At 67.6% G+C, this 15,963-nt stretch carries 17 protein-coding genes; 4 read left to right on the forward strand and 13 right to left on the reverse strand.

Features of this window, described 5'->3' with window-relative positions; translation table 11 throughout:
- Positions 1-83 precede the first annotated feature (83 nt).
- Together rpsG and rpsL are read right to left on the reverse strand one after the other, a co-directional pair.
- Positions 84-554 (reverse strand): 30S ribosomal protein S7, encoded by a 471-nt coding sequence (gene rpsG, locus E0504_RS09965; protein ID WP_131623549.1) that lies wholly within the window; start codon positions 552-554, stop codon positions 84-86.
- A gap of 145 nt (positions 555-699) precedes the next feature.
- Entirely contained in the window at positions 700-1,071 is a 372-nt protein-coding gene (gene rpsL / locus E0504_RS09970) for a 30S ribosomal protein S12 (RefSeq protein ID WP_126175288.1), read from the reverse strand.
- A 417-nt stretch (positions 1,072-1,488) separates the two neighbouring features.
- Between rpsL and E0504_RS09975 the strand changes: the two genes are divergently transcribed.
- Complete coding sequence (locus E0504_RS09975) at positions 1,489-2,196, forward strand: energy transducer TonB (protein ID WP_131623551.1); 708 nt, start codon at positions 1,489-1,491, stop codon at positions 2,194-2,196.
- Here E0504_RS09975 and E0504_RS09980 read toward each other — a convergent pair.
- From E0504_RS09980 to E0504_RS10005, 6 genes are all read right to left on the reverse strand, one after another.
- On the reverse strand, positions 2,168-3,565 hold the full coding sequence (locus E0504_RS09980) for a L,D-transpeptidase family protein (protein WP_131623553.1): 1,398 nt from the start codon (positions 3,563-3,565) through the stop codon (positions 2,168-2,170). The two genes, E0504_RS09975 and E0504_RS09980, sit on opposite strands and share 29 nt — an antisense overlap.
- A gap of 7 nt (positions 3,566-3,572) precedes the next feature.
- Entirely contained in the window at positions 3,573-4,205 is a 633-nt protein-coding gene (locus E0504_RS51255) for a hypothetical protein (protein ID WP_207912432.1), read from the reverse strand.
- 180 nt (positions 4,206-4,385) lie between these two features.
- Positions 4,386-5,201, reverse strand: coding sequence for a LysR family transcriptional regulator (locus tag E0504_RS09990; RefSeq protein WP_131623555.1), 816 nt, complete (start codon positions 5,199-5,201; stop codon positions 4,386-4,388).
- 53 nt (positions 5,202-5,254) lie between these two features.
- Positions 5,255-5,653, reverse strand: a complete 399-nt coding sequence (apaG, locus tag E0504_RS09995) for a Co2+/Mg2+ efflux protein ApaG (RefSeq protein WP_131623557.1) — start codon at positions 5,651-5,653, stop codon at positions 5,255-5,257.
- A gap of 51 nt (positions 5,654-5,704) precedes the next feature.
- Positions 5,705-6,928 (reverse strand): PLP-dependent aspartate aminotransferase family protein, encoded by a 1,224-nt coding sequence (locus E0504_RS10000; protein ID WP_131623559.1) that lies wholly within the window; start codon positions 6,926-6,928, stop codon positions 5,705-5,707.
- Positions 6,929-7,038: 110 nt separating this feature from the next.
- On the reverse strand, positions 7,039-7,251 hold the full coding sequence (locus tag E0504_RS10005; RefSeq protein ID WP_131623561.1) for a hypothetical protein: 213 nt from the start codon (positions 7,249-7,251) through the stop codon (positions 7,039-7,041).
- A 148-nt stretch (positions 7,252-7,399) separates the two neighbouring features.
- Here E0504_RS10005 and E0504_RS10010 point away from each other — a divergent pair, with 148 nt between their 5' ends.
- On the forward strand, positions 7,400-8,677 hold the full coding sequence (locus tag E0504_RS10010; RefSeq protein WP_131623563.1) for a glycosyltransferase family 39 protein: 1,278 nt from the start codon (positions 7,400-7,402) through the stop codon (positions 8,675-8,677).
- Here the strand turns inward: E0504_RS10010 and E0504_RS10015 are convergent.
- Genes E0504_RS10015 through E0504_RS10030 form a run of 4 tightly spaced genes read right to left on the reverse strand, consistent with a single transcriptional unit; the run spans position 8,674 to position 12,125 of the window.
- Positions 8,674-9,762, reverse strand: a complete 1,089-nt coding sequence (locus tag E0504_RS10015; RefSeq protein WP_131623565.1) for a glycosyltransferase family 2 protein — start codon at positions 9,760-9,762, stop codon at positions 8,674-8,676. The two genes, E0504_RS10010 and E0504_RS10015, sit on opposite strands and share 4 nt — an antisense overlap.
- Positions 9,763-9,765: 3 nt before the next feature.
- Positions 9,766-10,824 carry a 3-isopropylmalate dehydrogenase gene (gene leuB, locus E0504_RS10020; RefSeq protein WP_131623567.1) on the reverse strand — a complete coding sequence of 353 codons (1,059 nt, stop codon included), beginning with the start codon at positions 10,822-10,824 and terminating at the stop codon, positions 9,766-9,768.
- Positions 10,821-11,423, reverse strand: a complete 603-nt coding sequence (locus tag E0504_RS10025) for a DNA repair protein RecO (protein WP_131623569.1) — start codon at positions 11,421-11,423, stop codon at positions 10,821-10,823. The genes leuB and E0504_RS10025 overlap by 4 nt, the downstream gene beginning before the upstream one ends.
- Entirely contained in the window at positions 11,424-12,125 is a 702-nt protein-coding gene (locus tag E0504_RS10030; protein ID WP_131623571.1) for an arylesterase, read from the reverse strand. It abuts the gene before it with no gap.
- 57 nt (positions 12,126-12,182) lie between these two features.
- On the opposite strand from E0504_RS10030, the gene E0504_RS10035 reads away from it, so the two are divergent.
- A complete protein-coding gene (locus E0504_RS10035; RefSeq protein WP_131623573.1) occupies positions 12,183-12,872 on the forward strand; it encodes an ABC transporter ATP-binding protein in 690 nt (229 codons plus the stop codon).
- Between the two features lie 22 nt (positions 12,873-12,894).
- Positions 12,895-15,405 carry an ABC transporter permease gene (locus E0504_RS10040; protein ID WP_131623575.1) on the forward strand — a complete coding sequence of 837 codons (2,511 nt, stop codon included), beginning with the start codon at positions 12,895-12,897 and terminating at the stop codon, positions 15,403-15,405.
- Positions 15,406-15,428: 23 nt separating this feature from the next.
- On the opposite strand, the gene E0504_RS10045 is transcribed toward E0504_RS10040, so the two are convergent.
- A complete protein-coding gene (locus E0504_RS10045) occupies positions 15,429-15,887 on the reverse strand; it encodes a DUF805 domain-containing protein (protein WP_131623577.1) in 459 nt (152 codons plus the stop codon).
- Positions 15,888-15,963: the final 76 nt, after the last annotated feature.

Genomic DNA, 15,963 nt, shown 5'->3' on the forward strand with positions numbered 1-15,963 from the left:
GGGCGGCTCACCAGGTGTGAGCCAGCCCCCATGTAGGGTTTGCCAGCGACGATTTTAAGTCGCCGGCTGTTACCAGCGCCAGGTTACCAGCGGTAGTGCGAGAAGGCGCGGTTGGCGTCCGCCATGCGGTGCGTGTCTTCGCGCTTCTTGACCGCGTTGCCGCGGTTGTTGGCGGCATCCATCAACTCGCCCGAGAGGCGCGCCGACATGGTGGTCTCCGCACGGCCGCGAGCGGCGGTGATGAGCCAGCGGATGGCGAGCGCCTGGGCACGCTCGGGACGAACCTCGACCGGCACCTGGTAGGTCGCACCGCCGACGCGCCGCGAACGGACCTCGATCTGGGGGGCGACGTTCTGGAGCGCGGTGTGGAACAGCCCGATGGGATCGGCCTTGGCACGGGTCTCGACGGTTTCGAGCGCGCCATAGACGATGCTTTCGGCAACCGACTTCTTACCGTCGTACATGAGGTTGTTCATGAACTTCGACAGGATCTGATCACCGAACTTGGGATCAGGCAGGATTTCCCGCTTCTCGGGACGACGACGACGTGACATCTTTTGTAACTCCTTCGGAGTGCACCCTGACCTCCGTCAGGGCTTGCGGCTCGGCCCGCTCCCGCACCGGCCACCCAGATGCTACCTCGATAGGTTAGCCAGGTGGAGGAGCGGGCTGGAGCCAGGCTAGCGCCGCGTTGAAACCTTACTTCGGACGCTTGGCGCCGTACTTCGAGCGGCTCTGCTTGCGGTCCTTGACGCCCTGGGTGTCGAGCACGCCGCGCAGCACGTGGTACCGCACGCCGGGAAGGTCGCGCACGCGGCCGCCGCGGATCAGCACCACCGAGTGCTCCTGCAGGTTGTGCCCTTCACCCGGGATGTAGGTGATGACCTCGCGCTGGTTGGTCAGGCGCACCTTGGCAACCTTGCGCAGCGCCGAGTTCGGCTTCTTCGGGGTCGTCGTATAGACGCGGGTGCAAACGCCGCGCTTCTGCGGGTTCGCTTCCATCGCAGGGACCTTGGACTTGGCCTTCTGCGGTTCGCGGCCCTTGCGGACCAGCTGGTTGATCGTCGGCATTAAGACTTTCTCTCTTCACCGTATGGAGGCGCCACACGCCAGGGTGAAGGGAAAGGATCGCGCAACCGCCGCCCTGGACGATGTCCGGGTTCAGCATATCTGCCACGAGCCTGAAACACTCCACCCGGGTCACGGACACCGGGTTACTTTGACAGCCGCCCCGAGAGCGTTCCATCAGGAACCGCTCCAATAGAAAAGAGCCTTCGCGCACGCAGCGCTAGGCCCCGGAACTCAACTGCCAATGTTCAGCTCTATCTGACCGAGGCGAGCCAGCAGCCGGCCTTGGATGGGCGCGCCACTAGACGCTTTGGCCGCAGCAGTCAATCTGCGTTCCGCCGCTGCCTTGCGCGCAAACCTGATCGACCTGGGGACACGGCTGTCGGAGCCGAATTACGGAGTCCGCGTTCCAACCAAGTCATGTATGCAATTCACGATGGCGAAAGCAAACGGCGGATCGGGGCGGCTGCCGCGACCGTTGCCGTGCACGCGCTCGTCATCGCGGGTCTGGCGTGGGGGTTGTCGTTCGACCCTTCGCCGGTGGAACCCACGCAGTCGCTGGCCGTGACCGTCGCTTTGGACGAACCGCCCCCGCCCCCGCCCCCGCCCGTGGAGCGCAGCGAACCGCAGCGGACGGCGGACGCCGCGCCCGCTCCCGAGGGGCAGACGGGGGACGCGCTGCCCCGCGAAGCGCCGTCGGCGGCAATTCCGCTAGCAGTCGCTCCCGCCGCGCCCGTTGCGGGCGACGGGCGGGACGTCGATGGCGGATCCGGCACGCAGGGCAGCGGCTCCGGCGCGGGCGGCAGCGGCACTGGAGAAGGCGGCGGCGGCGGCAGCGGAACGCCAGCGCAGCGGATCGCCGGTGCCTTGCGCGACAGCGACTATCCGAGAGCGGCCGAACAGGCGGGGCTCGCCGGCACCGTGGCGATCAGCTTTCGCGTTCGCACCGATGGGAGCGTGGACCGCTGCGAAGTTGTCCGGTCAAGCGGAGCGGAACTGCTCGACGGTCTCACCTGTCGGCTGTTCACCCAGCGCTTCCGCTTCCGTCCCGCCACCGATGCGGCGGGTCAACCGATCGACAGCACCCTGCAGACGAGCTTTACCTGGGGTACGCGCCGGCGCCGCTGACGCCTTCGAGGGCGGCGAATTGCGGCGCGCTATCGCGTCCGTACACATCGTCACGAAAGGCGATCGTGCCCTTCGCATCGGGTGCCGCGGTAAGATAGGTTATATAAACCGGCACCACAGTCGGCAGGTCGATCCGCTGCTCGGGCCGGTTCCCTGTCTTGCTGACCGACTTCCCGCCCAGCAGCCACCGGCCGAGCCGGTCGGCATCTTCGAGACGCACGCAGCCGTTGCTGAGCTGGCGATCGTCAAGCTTGAGCAGCGCGCGATCGGGCGTGTCGTGAAGATAAATGCCCTGCGCATTGGGGAATTCGTACTTCACCTTGCCCATGAAGTTGCTCCCGCCCGGCTTCTGACGGACGTGAGGGGGCGGCGCACCCGCGGCAACGGCCTGCCAGTCCACCTTCTTGGGATCGATCGGCTTGGCGTTCGCATCGTAATTCGCCAGCACTTCGTAACCGCGCTGCGTGAGGTACTTGGTGCCACCCGACAGCACGCCCTTGGCGATCGTGTTCTGCACAAGGTCGGGCGGGACGTTCCAGTAGGGATTGACGATAGCGTACCGGATAAACCCGGCCATCGCCGGCGTTTCCGATTCCGGCTTCCCGACCACGACTTTCATCGAATCGACCGGCTTGCCGTTCTCATACATCCACAGCCGCGCGCTTGCTGCGTCGACCAGTACATACCGTTCGGCCGGGATCGCCGGCAGCGCGCGAACCCTGCTGAGGTTCTCCCAGATGACCTGGCGCTTGTTAGGCGAAAACCCCGGACTGATGAGCGCGTCCCGCAACTCCGCATAGAACGGATGCATCCACGCCATCTGCGTGATGTGCTCATCGAGCGAAGGTGATTTGGCGGCGGACGTCAGCACCGATTCAGCGGTCGGCATGACTGGCGCGAGCGCCGCGCTTTCGTACAACATCCGTCCGCGCGGCGCTCCGCGCATGGCCCGGGCATAGGTCGCGAACATCTGTGACAGTTCGACATCCGCGCGCGCAATCGCTTCGGGCTTGCCGCCCGCGGCGCGGTCAAGGTCGCGGCGCAGGGAGCCGGTGCGAAGGTTCTTCAGCGTCCGCTTGTCCAGCGCGTCGAACTGCGCGGTCTCCAGCCGTTCGAGCAGGCGATCGACAGCGGAACTGGCCTGGCCAGATGGCGACAGCCACAACGGACGATAATCTCGCGCCGCGTAGAAGCGGCGCAGGTCACCGGCGCGCTGCTTGACTTCGCTCCGAAGCTCCGCGCTCGCGGGCGCGGCGAAGGGTGCTGCAGCCGCCGGGATGGGTGCGCCGATTGCGATCAGCGCACCCACACCTACGGTCAGCATCGCGCGATTGGTTCGGGCGGCAATGGCCCGTGCGATGCTGGTCATGGGACGATTAGCCCCGTTCGCCGGTGTAGCCGGTGCTTACCGGCTGCTGCATCGGCTCGCCCGAGTAGTACTGGCCTTCACGGACGTAACCGTCCACGCAGCCGTCACGGTCCTGGTCAGCCCAGATCGCGCCGCCGAGGCCGCCGACGGCAGCGCCGATCGCCGCGCCTTCGAGCACGCCGAGGCCGCCGATCAGCGCACCAGCGCCCGCGCCCACAGCCGCGCCCGCTGCACCGGTCCGAAGCGCGGTGCCAGCGACGCTGCGCCGTTCGGCGCAGTAGGTGCGGTCGCCCATGCCGGCCTGATAGGTCGTCGGAGTGCCCTGGTAGTACTGGCCCTGATAGACATAGCCATCTGCACGGCCATCGCGATCGCGGTCCGCCCAGATGGCCCCGCCAAGTCCGCCGGCGGCGGCGCCGATGACGGCGCTGGTCAGCAGGTCGGTCCCGGCGATGGCGGAAACGCCAGCACCCGCGGCAGCGCCGATGGCAGCACCGGTTCCGGCGCTGGCGAGGGTGTCATCGTTTCCGTACGAGGTGCAGGCGCCCAGCGGCAGCGCGGCGGCAGCAAGCAAAACCATTGTCTTTTTCATGTTCAGTCCCTTTACGATTAAGCGAATTGCACGTTCGTCGCTACGCAACGCCTCTCGTCCGGATTTCCAAACGCCACCCCGCCCGAACCGTTCCAACATCAAGTTTGTCGGTCGGTTTCCGAGGGCAGGAAATGGGGGCGCAGGAGCGCCATGCGGACCGGGCAGGTTCGCTTGCGCGACGGTGATCACTGACCAACTTTGTCCGAGGCCCGCCCTCCGGCGGACGGCTTAGCCCTGCGGCTGTTCGGCGCCGCGTTCGTGAGTGAGAAACGCGACAAGCGTTTTCACCTTCTTCTGCCGCCACTGGGGCAGCGGCGCTACCAGCCAGTATGCGCGGCGTCCTTCATCGGGGCCTTCGAGGACTGAAAGCCGGCCGGCGGTCACGGCTTCCTCCACCAGCAGCGCGGGCAGCATGGCCTTGCCCAGCCCGGCGATGGCGCTCGACAGCGCCTGACCCGGATTGGCGACCAGGACCATGCCTTCCTCTCCCGAAGGCAGTGCCGCGCCAGGCCAGGCGATCCACTGATCGGGCGCACCTGGGGCGGCGACCACCACCCGCCGGGCCGGGGCCAGCTCGATCCCTTCCAGCTCGCCCGGACCGTCCACCAGCCGGATGGCCACATCGAGATTGGTCTCGGTAAAGTCCGCGTTTTCATCGGCAATCAGCTGCAGGCGGATGCCGGGGTTCTGTTCACGGAAAGCCGCCAGACGATGGCTGAGCCACTGGGCGTAGAATTCGCGCGGAGCGGCGATGGTATAACGGTCGCTCGCCTGGCCGGCCTGCATGGCCTGGACGGCTTCCTCGAACTTCAGGAACCCTTCGCGCAAGGCGTCCAGCCCCGCGTTGGCCTCATCGGTCAGTTCCAGCCCCTTGCTCGTGCGGCGAAACAGCACCGTGCCGAGGTGATCCTCCAGCGCGCGGATTTGCTGGCCGACCGCGGCGGGCGTCACCGCCAGTTCGTCCGCGGCGCGGGTAAACGACAAGTGCCGCGCGGCGGCGTCGAACACGCGCAGGGCGTTCAGGGGCAGGTGCGTGCGCTTCATCGAGGGCGGGCCTTAGCGCGGCAGGCGCGCGAACGGTAGCGGGTAAACCAGCATCACCCCGCCTCGGCCGGGGCTGCGAGGGGGAAGAACGGGATCCGCACCTCCAGCGGTGGCCCGCTTGCACGCTGGAAGGTGTAGAAGCCCTCCATCGTGCCGTGCGGAGTGGTCAGCGGACAGCCGGACACGTAATCGTGGCTCTGCTCAGGCTCCAGGATCGGCTTTTCGCCCACCACGCCTTCGCCGTCGACGATGTTCACCATGCCGCGCGCATCGGTGATGCGCCAGTGACGGCTGAGCAACTGGACCCGCTCGGCGCGACCATTCTCGATCCGGATATGATAGACCCAGAACCACTTGCCGTCCTGCGGGCGGGATTGCTCGGGCAGAAAATTGACGGCCACCCGCACGGTGATCCCATCGGTAATCGCGGCATGTTGGAACAGCTGTTTCATTTCACCTGCGAACGTAGCGTTCGAGCCGCCTGGTGCAAGGGGGCGTGCCCGCTACAGACCCGCCGCGGACATTGCCCGGTCGATATCTTCGGTCAGGTCGGCGATGTCCTCCAGCCCCACGTTGATGCGGAGCAGGCCTTCGGTCACCCCCATCTCGCTGCGGGCTTCGGGACCCATGTTGGCGTGCGTGGTGCTGGCCGGGTGGCACAGCAGAGTGCGCGCATCGCCGATGTTGTTGGAGATATCGATCAGTTCCAGCGCGTTGAGCAGCGCGAACGCCTGTTCCCGCCCGCCGGGCAGGTCGAACGCAAAGATCGGACCGGTGCCGTTCGGCATCTGGCGTATGGCGAGGTCGTGGCGCGGGTGGCTCGGCAATCCGGGATGAAGCATGCGCCCGCCCTTGCGGCCGAGACGGGCTTCGACAAACTTGCCGAGCTCAACGGCGGAGGCGCTCTGCGCCCGTGCGCGCAGGTCCAGCGTCTCCAGCCCCTTGTGCACCACCCAGGCGTTGAATGGCGAAAGATTGGGCCCGGTGTTGCGCTGGAACGGCAGCAGCACCTCGTCGATGAACTGCTGCGAACCGCACACGGCGCCGGCGAGCACCCGGCCCTGCCCGTCCATCAGTTTGGTCGCGGAATAGGCGACCACGTCCGCGCCCATCTCCAGCGGGCGCTGCAAGGCGGGAGAGGCGAACGCGTTGTCCACCACCGTGACGATGCCGTGCGACTTGGCGACGCGGCACACATGCTCGATGTCGACCACGTCGAGGGTCGGGTTGGCAGGCGTTTCGAAGAAGAACACCTTGGTGTTAGGGCGAATGGCCCGCTCCCACTCCGCGTCGTTCCCGCTGTCGATCACGGTCGTCTCGATGCCGAAGCGGGGACAGAGGTGATCGACCAGCCAGCGGCAACTGCCGAACGCCGCGCGCGCTGCGACGACGTGGTCGCCCGCCGAAAGCTGGCACAGCAACGCCGCAGTCATGGCGGCCATGCCGCTTGCCTGGGTGCGGCACGCCTCGGCGCCCTCCATCAGGGCGATCCGCTCTTCCAGCATCGCCACGGTCGGGTTCTGGAGGCGGGAGTAGGTCATGCCGGTGGCCTCCCCGCTGAACCGCGCGGCCACCGTCTCGGCGTCGTCGTAAGTGTAGCCCGAGGTGACGAACAGCGCCTCGCTGGTCTCCCCGTGTTCGGATCGCCAGGTGCCCCCGCGGATTGCCTGCGTTGCAGGGCGCCACCGTGTGGTGATCGAGCGGTCCATTCCGGTAGTTTTCTTCATCGCGATGCGCGCTCTAGAGGCCCAAGCCGCCCGGCTTCAACCGGCAATGCTGCGCGCAAACGAAAACGGGCCCCGCGAAGGGGCCCGTTTAAAGCTTGAATTCGGAAAAATCAGGCGCTGACCGAATCGTCGTCGTCATCCAGCACGAGGATCAGACCGATCACGGCAGCGATGGCGAGCGCGATCCACAGGAAGCTGCCAGCGAGATCATTTTCGCCTGCGGTCGGCTGCGCCGAACGAGCGACCGGAGCGGCCTGGGCAGCGACCGGCGCGACCAGCATGCTGGCAGCGGCCAGTGCGATCGGGAGCTTGCGAAACAACATCGAATATCCCCTCCGTCACTTGGGTGGGTGACGCCATAATCGCGCAAATTACGTGTGGTTCCAAGCAGAAAATGCACCGAAACGGGTATCAGCGCCCTGCCCCGCCCTGACTTCCCCTGGCCTGCGGCCGAGGCTAGGGCGGGCCTCTATGCCCGTGTCTTCCCCGCACCGTCCGCGCGATCCGATTGCCTGGTGCGCCGCACTTTCGGTCGCCTTCCTGGCGCTCGTGTGCGTGCGCCTGGGCCTGCCGTCCAAGCCGTACTTCGACGAGATCCACTACCTCCCCGCAGCCCGCGCGCTGATCGCCGGAAGCGACTGGCTCAATCGCGAGCACCCGATGTTCGGCAAGGAACTGCTGGCTGCCGGGATCGCGCTGTTCGGCGATCATCCCTGGGCTTGGCGCCTTCCCAGCGCTCTTGCCGGAGCGCTGAGCCTGTTCGCCAGCATGCGCGCGCTGTGGTTCGCCTCGCTCAGCAGGTTCGCGACGCTGGCGTACGGCGTACTCCTGGCGACCGGGTTCATCCTGTTCGTGCACGCCCGCATCGCGATGCTCGACGGGTTCATGATCGCGCTGCTGGCGGTCGCCGTCTGGCAGTGCGCCGCCGCGGTGCGCGAGCCCGAGCATGGCCGCCGCAGCCTTGCCATCGCGGGCGTGGCGCTGGGCCTGGCGCTGGGCGCCAAATGGAATGCGATTCCGCTGGCGCCGCTACCCGGTATCGCGTTTCTGGCGGTCCGCCTGCACGCTTGCGGCTGGCGCGGAATTTTCGGGCGCCGCGGGGCGCCCGTGCCGGGCATCCGCTTGGCCGAGGCGGCGCTGTGGCTGGGACTGGTCCCGCTGGTCGTCTATGCCGCCACCTACCTTCCGGCCTACCTGATCGAGCCGGTCGAGGTCGGCAAGCTGGGCTTCATCGGCCTACACGAGATGATGCTGCGAATGCAGGAGAGCGTCGTCAAGCCGCATCCGTACCAGAGCATCTGGACCGACTGGATCATCAACCGCCGGGCGATCTGGTACTTCTACCAGCCTTCCGACGGGGCCCAGCGCGGGGTGCTGCTGATCGGCAATCCGCTGACGATGCTGCTGGGGCTGCCGGCGGTTATCTGGTGCGCCTGGGCCGGCGCTGCGCGAAAGCGCGCCGATGCCGCCGCCGTGGCCCTGATCTATGCCGCCAGTCTTGGCTTCTGGATCGTCGCGGCCAAGCCCATCCAGTTCTACTATCACTATTTGCTGCCCAGCATGGCGCTGCTTGCGGCGCTGGCGCTGGCGCTCGACGCGCTGCGTGTGCGCGGCTGGGGGTGGCTCGCCTGGATCGTGCTGGCAGGATCGGCAGCGATGTTCGCCTGGTTCTTCCCCATACTGGATGCCGCGCCGCTCGATGGACCGCGCGCGTTCGAACACTGGATGTGGCTGTCTAGCTGGCGCTAGTATTTGCCCCAGACGAAGCGGCTCGACAGCGCATAGTTCCATACTGAACCGATCACGATCCCCGCCAGGGCGGCAAGCACCCAGTGGAAACCCCGACCCTGCAACAGGGTCGCCGTGGCGACGTTGGCCAGCGCACCGACCGCGCACGTGAGGCAAAAGCCAAGCCAGCCCCGGGCGATCGCCACCGCCCCGCGCAGGCGCTGGTCGCGATAGGTGAGGAAGTTGTTGAGCCAGAAGTTGAAGCTCATCGCCGCGAAGGTCGCGATGACCGTCGCCAGAGCGAAGCCCTCGCCACTGACGCGGTACAGCAGCGTCAGCGCCGTCATGTGGACGGCCACGCCCAAAGCGCCAACGCTTCCGAACAGCGCGAAACGCGAAGGCACAAAGCGCCCCAGCGAGCGGTCGTACAGCCCCACCAGGAATTCGAACGCCACCGCGTTGTCGAGCTTGCTCTCGCCAGCGCGCCGCTCGGCGAACTGCAAGGGAAACTCCTTGACCCGCAGCGGGGGATTGGAGGTGGCGAGCAGATCGAGCAGGATCTTGAAGCCGATGCCGGAAAGGCGCGGCGCCGCCGCCCGCACCGCGTCCGAACGGGTCAGGAAATAACCGCTCATCGGATCGGTCAGTTCGATGCCCGTGACCTTGCGTGCCAGCCGGTTGGCCAGGCGCGAACCCTTTTCCCGCGTCGCACTCGACAGGCCGTCCGCATTGCCCCCGGCGACGAACCGGCTGGCGACCGCGATGTCGCAGGCACTTTCGCGCACGGCTGCCAGCATCTGCGGCAGGAGCGCGGGATCGTGCTGGTGGTCGGCATCCATCACCGCGACGAATGGCGCCGCGGTCGCGCACATTCCTTCGATCGCTGCGCTGGCAAGGCCCCGCCGGCCGAACCGCTGGATGGCGCGCACGCGGCCATCCGACATGGCGAGTGCGCGCGCAGCGTCGGCGGTGCCGTCGGGGCTGTTGTCGTCCACCACGATGACTTCCCACCCTGTCGCCCCAAGCGCGTTTTCGATCCGCACCAGTAGCGGCGCAAGATTGTCCCGCTCGTTGAGCGTGGGAAGGATGATCGCGAGTTCGAGCATGACCTAGAGCCGGCGGATGACCGCGTCGCCCACGTCCTCGGTGCCGGCACTGCCCCCAAGGTCGCGCGCGCGCACCCCATCGGCCAGCGTCCGCGCGACGGCTTTCTCCACCCGTTCGGCTTGTTCGGGCGCTCCCAGCGAATGGCGCAACATCATCGCGGCGGACAGGATCATGGCGACCGGGTTCGCGATCCCCTGCCCTGCGATGTCCGGTGCGCTACCGTGAATCGGTTCATACAGCCCGAACGTGCCGTGCTCCGTTTCCCGTTCCCCGAGCGCGGCGCTTGGCAGCAGCCCGATCGAGCCGACGCACATGCTCGCCTGGTCAGACAGGATATCGCCGAACAGATTACCGGTGACGATCACATCGAACCGGCCCGGATCGCGCACCAACTGCATGGCGGCGTTGTCGACATACATGTGCTCGAGCGAGACGTCGGGATATTCAGCCGCGACCTCGATCACCACGTCGCGCCATAACTGGCTGGTCTCCAGCACGTTCGCCTTGTCCACCGAACACAGCCGGCGCCGGCGCCCTTGCGCGGCACGGAATGCCACGTGAGCGATGCGGCGCACCTCGTCCTCGGCATAGCTCATCAGGTCGCGGCCACGGCGGCGGCCGTCCGGCAGCACATCGATGGCCTTTTCGCCGAAGTAGACGTCCCCGTTAAGCTCGCGCACGATCAACAGATCGATGCGCGCGGCGATCTCCGGCCGCAGCGCGCTCATCGCTTCCAGCCCCGGGATCATCGCCGCGGGACGCAGGTTGGCGAACAGGCCAAGCTCGCTGCGGAGCCCCAGGATCGCCTGCTCCGGGCGCAAGTGTCGCTCCAGCGTGTCGCATCCTGGGTCGCCGACCGCGCCGAACAAGACGGCATCGGCCGCGCGCGCCACGCCCAGCGTTTCGGGGGGCAGCGGGTGGCCGTGACGCCGGTACGCCGCACCGCCGACATCGCCTTCCAGCAGCGTGAGGCCGGGCAGATCGAGCGCTTCGAGCACGCGGACAGCTTCGTGCACCACTTCGGGACCCACCCCGTCGCCTGGCAGCAGCGCGACTTTCATGGCTTCAGCTTCTCCAGTCGCTCGCCCAGCATGGCGCGCGCGGCCATAGCATCGCCTTTCCGGTCGGCAAGCAGGTAGCGCTCCAGCGGAACCCCGCGCCGGGCAAACATTTGCAGCAGCGCCTCAAGATCGGCTTCGGCGGGGGGCGCCGTACCGCCATAACCCAGTTCACGCAGGACCAGCGCCTCGAACGCGATCACGGCGCGCAACCAACCCCGAGCGGACGGCGCATGACAGATCGCGTCAAGAGTGGCGCTTAACCCGTTGTATATATTCTGATAAGCATTTCGTTCCGGCAGGACCGCGGCAGTCAGCGTGGTCACCCACGCGATCGCCCCTGCCGCCAGCGGTTCGCTGAGCCAGGGGCCACGGCTCTCGACCAATTCCAGCTTCAGGAAGGGCAACTGGCTGTCGCTGCGAGCGGACAATTCGGCCGCCACCCGGTTTCCGGGAATCAGCACGGGACGCAGATGGCGTCCGCGCGCGCCGGCCACGTATCCAGCCACCAGTCCATATTGCTCGCTCAACACCCGGACAATGGCCGCAGTCTCGCCGTGAGGCCGGGCGGCGACCACGATGGCGGCGAACGCCAGATGCATTCAGTCCGTCGCGCCGGGTTCAGGCGGAATAGCTTGCGCGACTGCATCGCCAGTCGCCTGCACCAGCGCCGCCACGCCCTCCGCGGTGGGATGCACATGATCGGGCTGGATCATCCGGGGATTGGTGAACACCTGCGCGGTGACGAAGGGGACCAGCGCCGCGCCGTGCTTGGCGGCCAGCGCAGGATAGATCGCATCGAACTGCTGCTGGAAGGCGGTGCCGTAGTTGGGAGGCGCCTGCAGGCTCATCAGGACCACCGGGATGTCCCGCCTGCCCAGCTCGGTCAGCATCGCATCGAGATTGGCGCGGGTCTGCTCGGGCGGAAGCCCGCGCAACAGATCGTTGCCGCCCAATTCCAGCAGAACGAGATCGGGCTTGGCGGGCCGACTGTCGAGCGTAAAGGCCAGCCGCTGGCGGCCGGTGGCGGTGGTATCGCCTGAGACGCCGGCGTTGGCGATCCGCACGTTCCGCCCTTCCTGCCGCAGCGCTCGCTCGAGCTGTGCCGGATAGCTCTGGTCGGGTGAGGCCAGGCCGTACCCGGCGAACAGCGAATCGCCGAAAGCGAGCACGTCGACCAGAGGGCCCGTGGCCTCAACGGCCGGCGCCGACGCCTGGGGCGCGGCCTGCGGCGTGGGCGCTTCCGATCCACAGGCCGTGACTGCCAGAGCCACTGCAATAATCGACCAACCGCTGACCTGCATCGCCCACTCTCCCGCGGCACGATTGCCGCCATCGACCAGCTATGCCATCGAGCGTGGGTGACAAGTGCTCATCCGGCAATTTGTGCCCGCAATCTTTCCCTCACCTACGGTTCCGCGTCGGCCCCGGTCGACGTGTTGCGCGGTATCGACCTCGATATCGGCGCGGGCGAGGTGGTCGCCCTGCTCGGGCCATCGGGCTCCGGCAAGTCAAGTCTGATGGCGGTGCTCACGGGGCTCGAGCGGGCGAGCGGCGGGACGCTCAGCGTGGCCGGGGCGGACTTTGCGCAGATGGACGAGGACGCCCTCGCCCGCGCGCGGCGCGGCCGCATCGGCATTGTGCTGCAAGCGTTTCACTTGCTGCCCACCATGACGGCGGAGGAGAACGTCGCCACCCCGATGGAACTGGCCGGCATGGCCGATGCGCAGGAACGGGCACGCGCGGAATTGTCTGCGGTGGGCCTGGGCCATCGGCTCGACCACTATCCGACCCAGCTCTCTGGTGGGGAACAGCAGCGGGTCGCGATCGCACGGGCGACCGCGCCCCGGCCCCCGCTGATCTTCGCCGACGAACCGACCGGCAACCTGGATGCGGCGACTGGTCAGACGATCGTTGACCTCCTCCTCTCCCGTCGGGCCGAAACCGGCGCCACCCTGCTGGTGATCACCCACGACGTGGAACTCGCGGCCCGCTGCCAGCGAGTGATCACGCTGGCCGATGGCCGGATCGCGAGCGACGTGCGACCGTGATGCGGGACCCAAGGTGCGTTCCATGACCTGGGCGATCGCCTGGCGCATTGCGCGGCGTGACCTCTCCGCGCGCTTCCACGGACTGCGCCTGCTGCTGGTGTGCCTGTTCCTCGGAACCGGCGCGCTCGCGGCGATCGGCACTTTGACAAGCACGATCGAACGCCAGCTGAGCGAGCGTGGCCGAGAATTCCTGGGCGCGGACGTGCAGGTCGCGTTGTGGCAGCGCGCGCCTACGCCGCCTGAACTCGCCGCGTTGCGCGCGCTCGGCACCGTGTCGCAAGGGTTGCGGATGCAGGCTATGGCGAGTTCCGCGGATGCCGCAGCGCCCGTCGAGTTGAAAGCGGTGGACGACCGCTGGCCGCTGTATGGCCGTGCGACGCTGCTGGATGGCCAGACGGTCGGTGCCCCGCCCGCCGGCGCCGCCTGGGTTGCTCCCGGTGCCGCAGACCGGCTGGGCGTGAAACCGGGAGACACGCTGACGATCGGTTCGGCCCGGTTGCGGGTCGGCGGGCTACTCGACCAGGAACCGGATCGACTGGGCGAGGGATTCCAGCTTGGCCCGACGATAATCGTGCGCGCCGATGTGCCCGCGGCCGCAGGGCTCACCGCGCCGGGCGCGATGTACCGCTCCAAGACCAACGTCGCCTTCACGCTGCCGGGCGATCCGCAAGCGGTCGAAGCCGAGTTGAAGGCGCGCTTTCCCGCCGCCGGGTTCGAGATCCGCACACGCGACAGGGGCGCGCCCGGCGTGGACCGCTTCGTGGGCCGCATGGGGGAGTTCCTGACTCTGGTGGGGCTCGCCGCGTTGGTGATCGCGGGGATCGGCATCGGCGGGGGCGTGTCGTCATACCTTGACGCCCGGCGCCAGAACATCGCCACGCTGAAGGTGCTTGGCGCCACCAGCGGCGACATCGCCCGCATCTACGCCATGGAAATCGGCGCCGCCGCGCTGGTGGGCAGCATCGCGGGGATTCTTGCCGGGGTCGCGCTCACGCCGGTGATCGCACGCGCGCTTGCCGGACTGCTGCCGATTGGCACCGGCATCGTGTTCGCGCCCGCGGCGCTGTTGAGCGCACTGGCGTATGGCCTGCTCGTGGCGCTCGTCTTTGCCGCGCCGCCGCTGCTGCGCGCGCGGCGTTTCCCGGCCATGGCCCTGATGCGCGAGCGCGTATCTCCGTTGGGACGGGACCGGATCGCGATCGCGGTGGTCGCCGCCGGTTTGGCCGCGATTGCCGCTCTCGCGCTGGCGACCGCCCGCCAACCATTGATGACCGCGGGATTTCTGGGCGGGGCGGCGGCAGCGCTTGTCCTGCTCGCGGCGCTTGGGTGGGGTATCCGGCTGGTCGCTGCCCGCCTGCCGCGCCCGCGCGATCCGCTGTGGCGCGCCGCGCTGGCCAACTTGCACCGCCCAGGCGCGGCGACCGGGACGCTGGTGACGGCCCTCGGCTTTGGCCTGTCGGCGTTCGTGCTGCTCGCCGCGGTCCAAACCAGCATCGACGGCACGATCGCCCAGCGCGTGCCTGAGCGCGCGCCTGACTATTTCGTGCTCGACGTGCCAAAGGATCAGGTGGGGACATTCACCGGGCTGGTGGACCGCGTCGCGCCCGGCTCTGCGGTGCAAACGGTGCCAGCGCTGCGCGGCGCGATCCTGGCTTATGGCCCCAAGGACGCGATGACCCGCGTCGCCAGTCTGGGAGAGAATTTGCCGGAGGACGCTTGGGCACTCCGCGGTGAGCGGGGGCTGACCTACGCGGATGAGGTGCCCCCCGGAAATAGGGTCACGCAGGGGGAATGGTGGTCTGAGAACCATGCCGGCGAGCCGCTGGTGTCGATCGACGAGGATCTGGCGCAGGCGATCGGTGTCGAGGTGGGCGACTACCTGACGATCGGCATCCTGGGAACCGAGCGCAGTGCACGGATCGCGTCCCTGCGGCGGATCGACTGGCAGACCATGGGCTTCAACTATGTGCTGGTGTTCAGCCCCAACACGCTGCGCGACGCGCCCCACAACGTCGCGGCGACCATCGAACTGCCGGATGATAACGCGAAAGGGGCGCTATTGCGCGACCTCGTGCGCGCGTTTCCATCATCCAGCGTGATCGAGACAGGGCCGGTGCTGGTCCAGGCGCGCGAACTGCTAACCCAAGTGGGGTTGGCCACCCTGGCCGCCGCTTCCGTGGCGGTTCTGGCGGGCTTGGCCGTGCTGCTGGGAGCGATCGCCGCGGCGCGGGCGCAGCGCACTTACGATACCGTGATCCTGCGCGTACTCGGCGCCAGCAGGCGTCAGGTCTTGTTACTGGCGCTGGCGGAGTATGGCGCCCTCGCCGCGCTGCTGGCGCTGGTGTCCCTCGCGCTCGGGCTCGTCGCCGCGTGGGCGGTGGTGACCCAGTTGTTCGAATTCGACTGGCTGCCCGCGTGGTCGGCGGTGTTCGGCGTGCTTGGCGCAGGCCTCGCGCTGGTTATCCTGTTCGCGCTCGCGGGCGCCTTGCCGCTGCTCCGCGCGAAGCCGGCACAGGCGCTGCGGGCGCTTTAAGCCCGCAGCGCCTGCCGCGCAGATCAGGCGAACGTTTCGGCTTCGCCCACGCCCTTGGGATCGGGGCCGAAGCGGTTCGGACCGGGGGTGCCCGGCAGCGCCATCAGCACCAGGAACGCGATTGAAACCAGAAATCCCACGACCGGGATCATGCCCCCGATGATCGCGCCAAGATACCACCACCCGCTCATGTCGCGATCGTGCAACCGGCGCACGGTCACGGCGATGCTGGGGACCAACACGATTGCCGCGTACAGCAGCATCAGCAAACCCACACCGCCAAACAGCGCGCCGAACCCCGCGCCCAGTTCGCCACTGGCGCCCGGCGCCATCAAGCCGGCGGCTCCGCCCGCTCCGAAGATGACGAACATCAGCACCGTCACGACGATCACGTTGAGCAGCGCGAACATCCAGTATTCCATGCGGCGCGAGCGGCCCGAGAATTCGGCGTAACGCTTAAACGGCAGTATCATCCAATCCATGGAAACTGTCCCCTCTGTTGTTTCCCCGTCGGGGAGGGGAACATAAGAGCTATCGGCGCGCAACAAAAAAGGGCCC

The sequence above is a fragment of the Parafrankia sp. BMG5.11 genome (assembly GCF_004337455.1).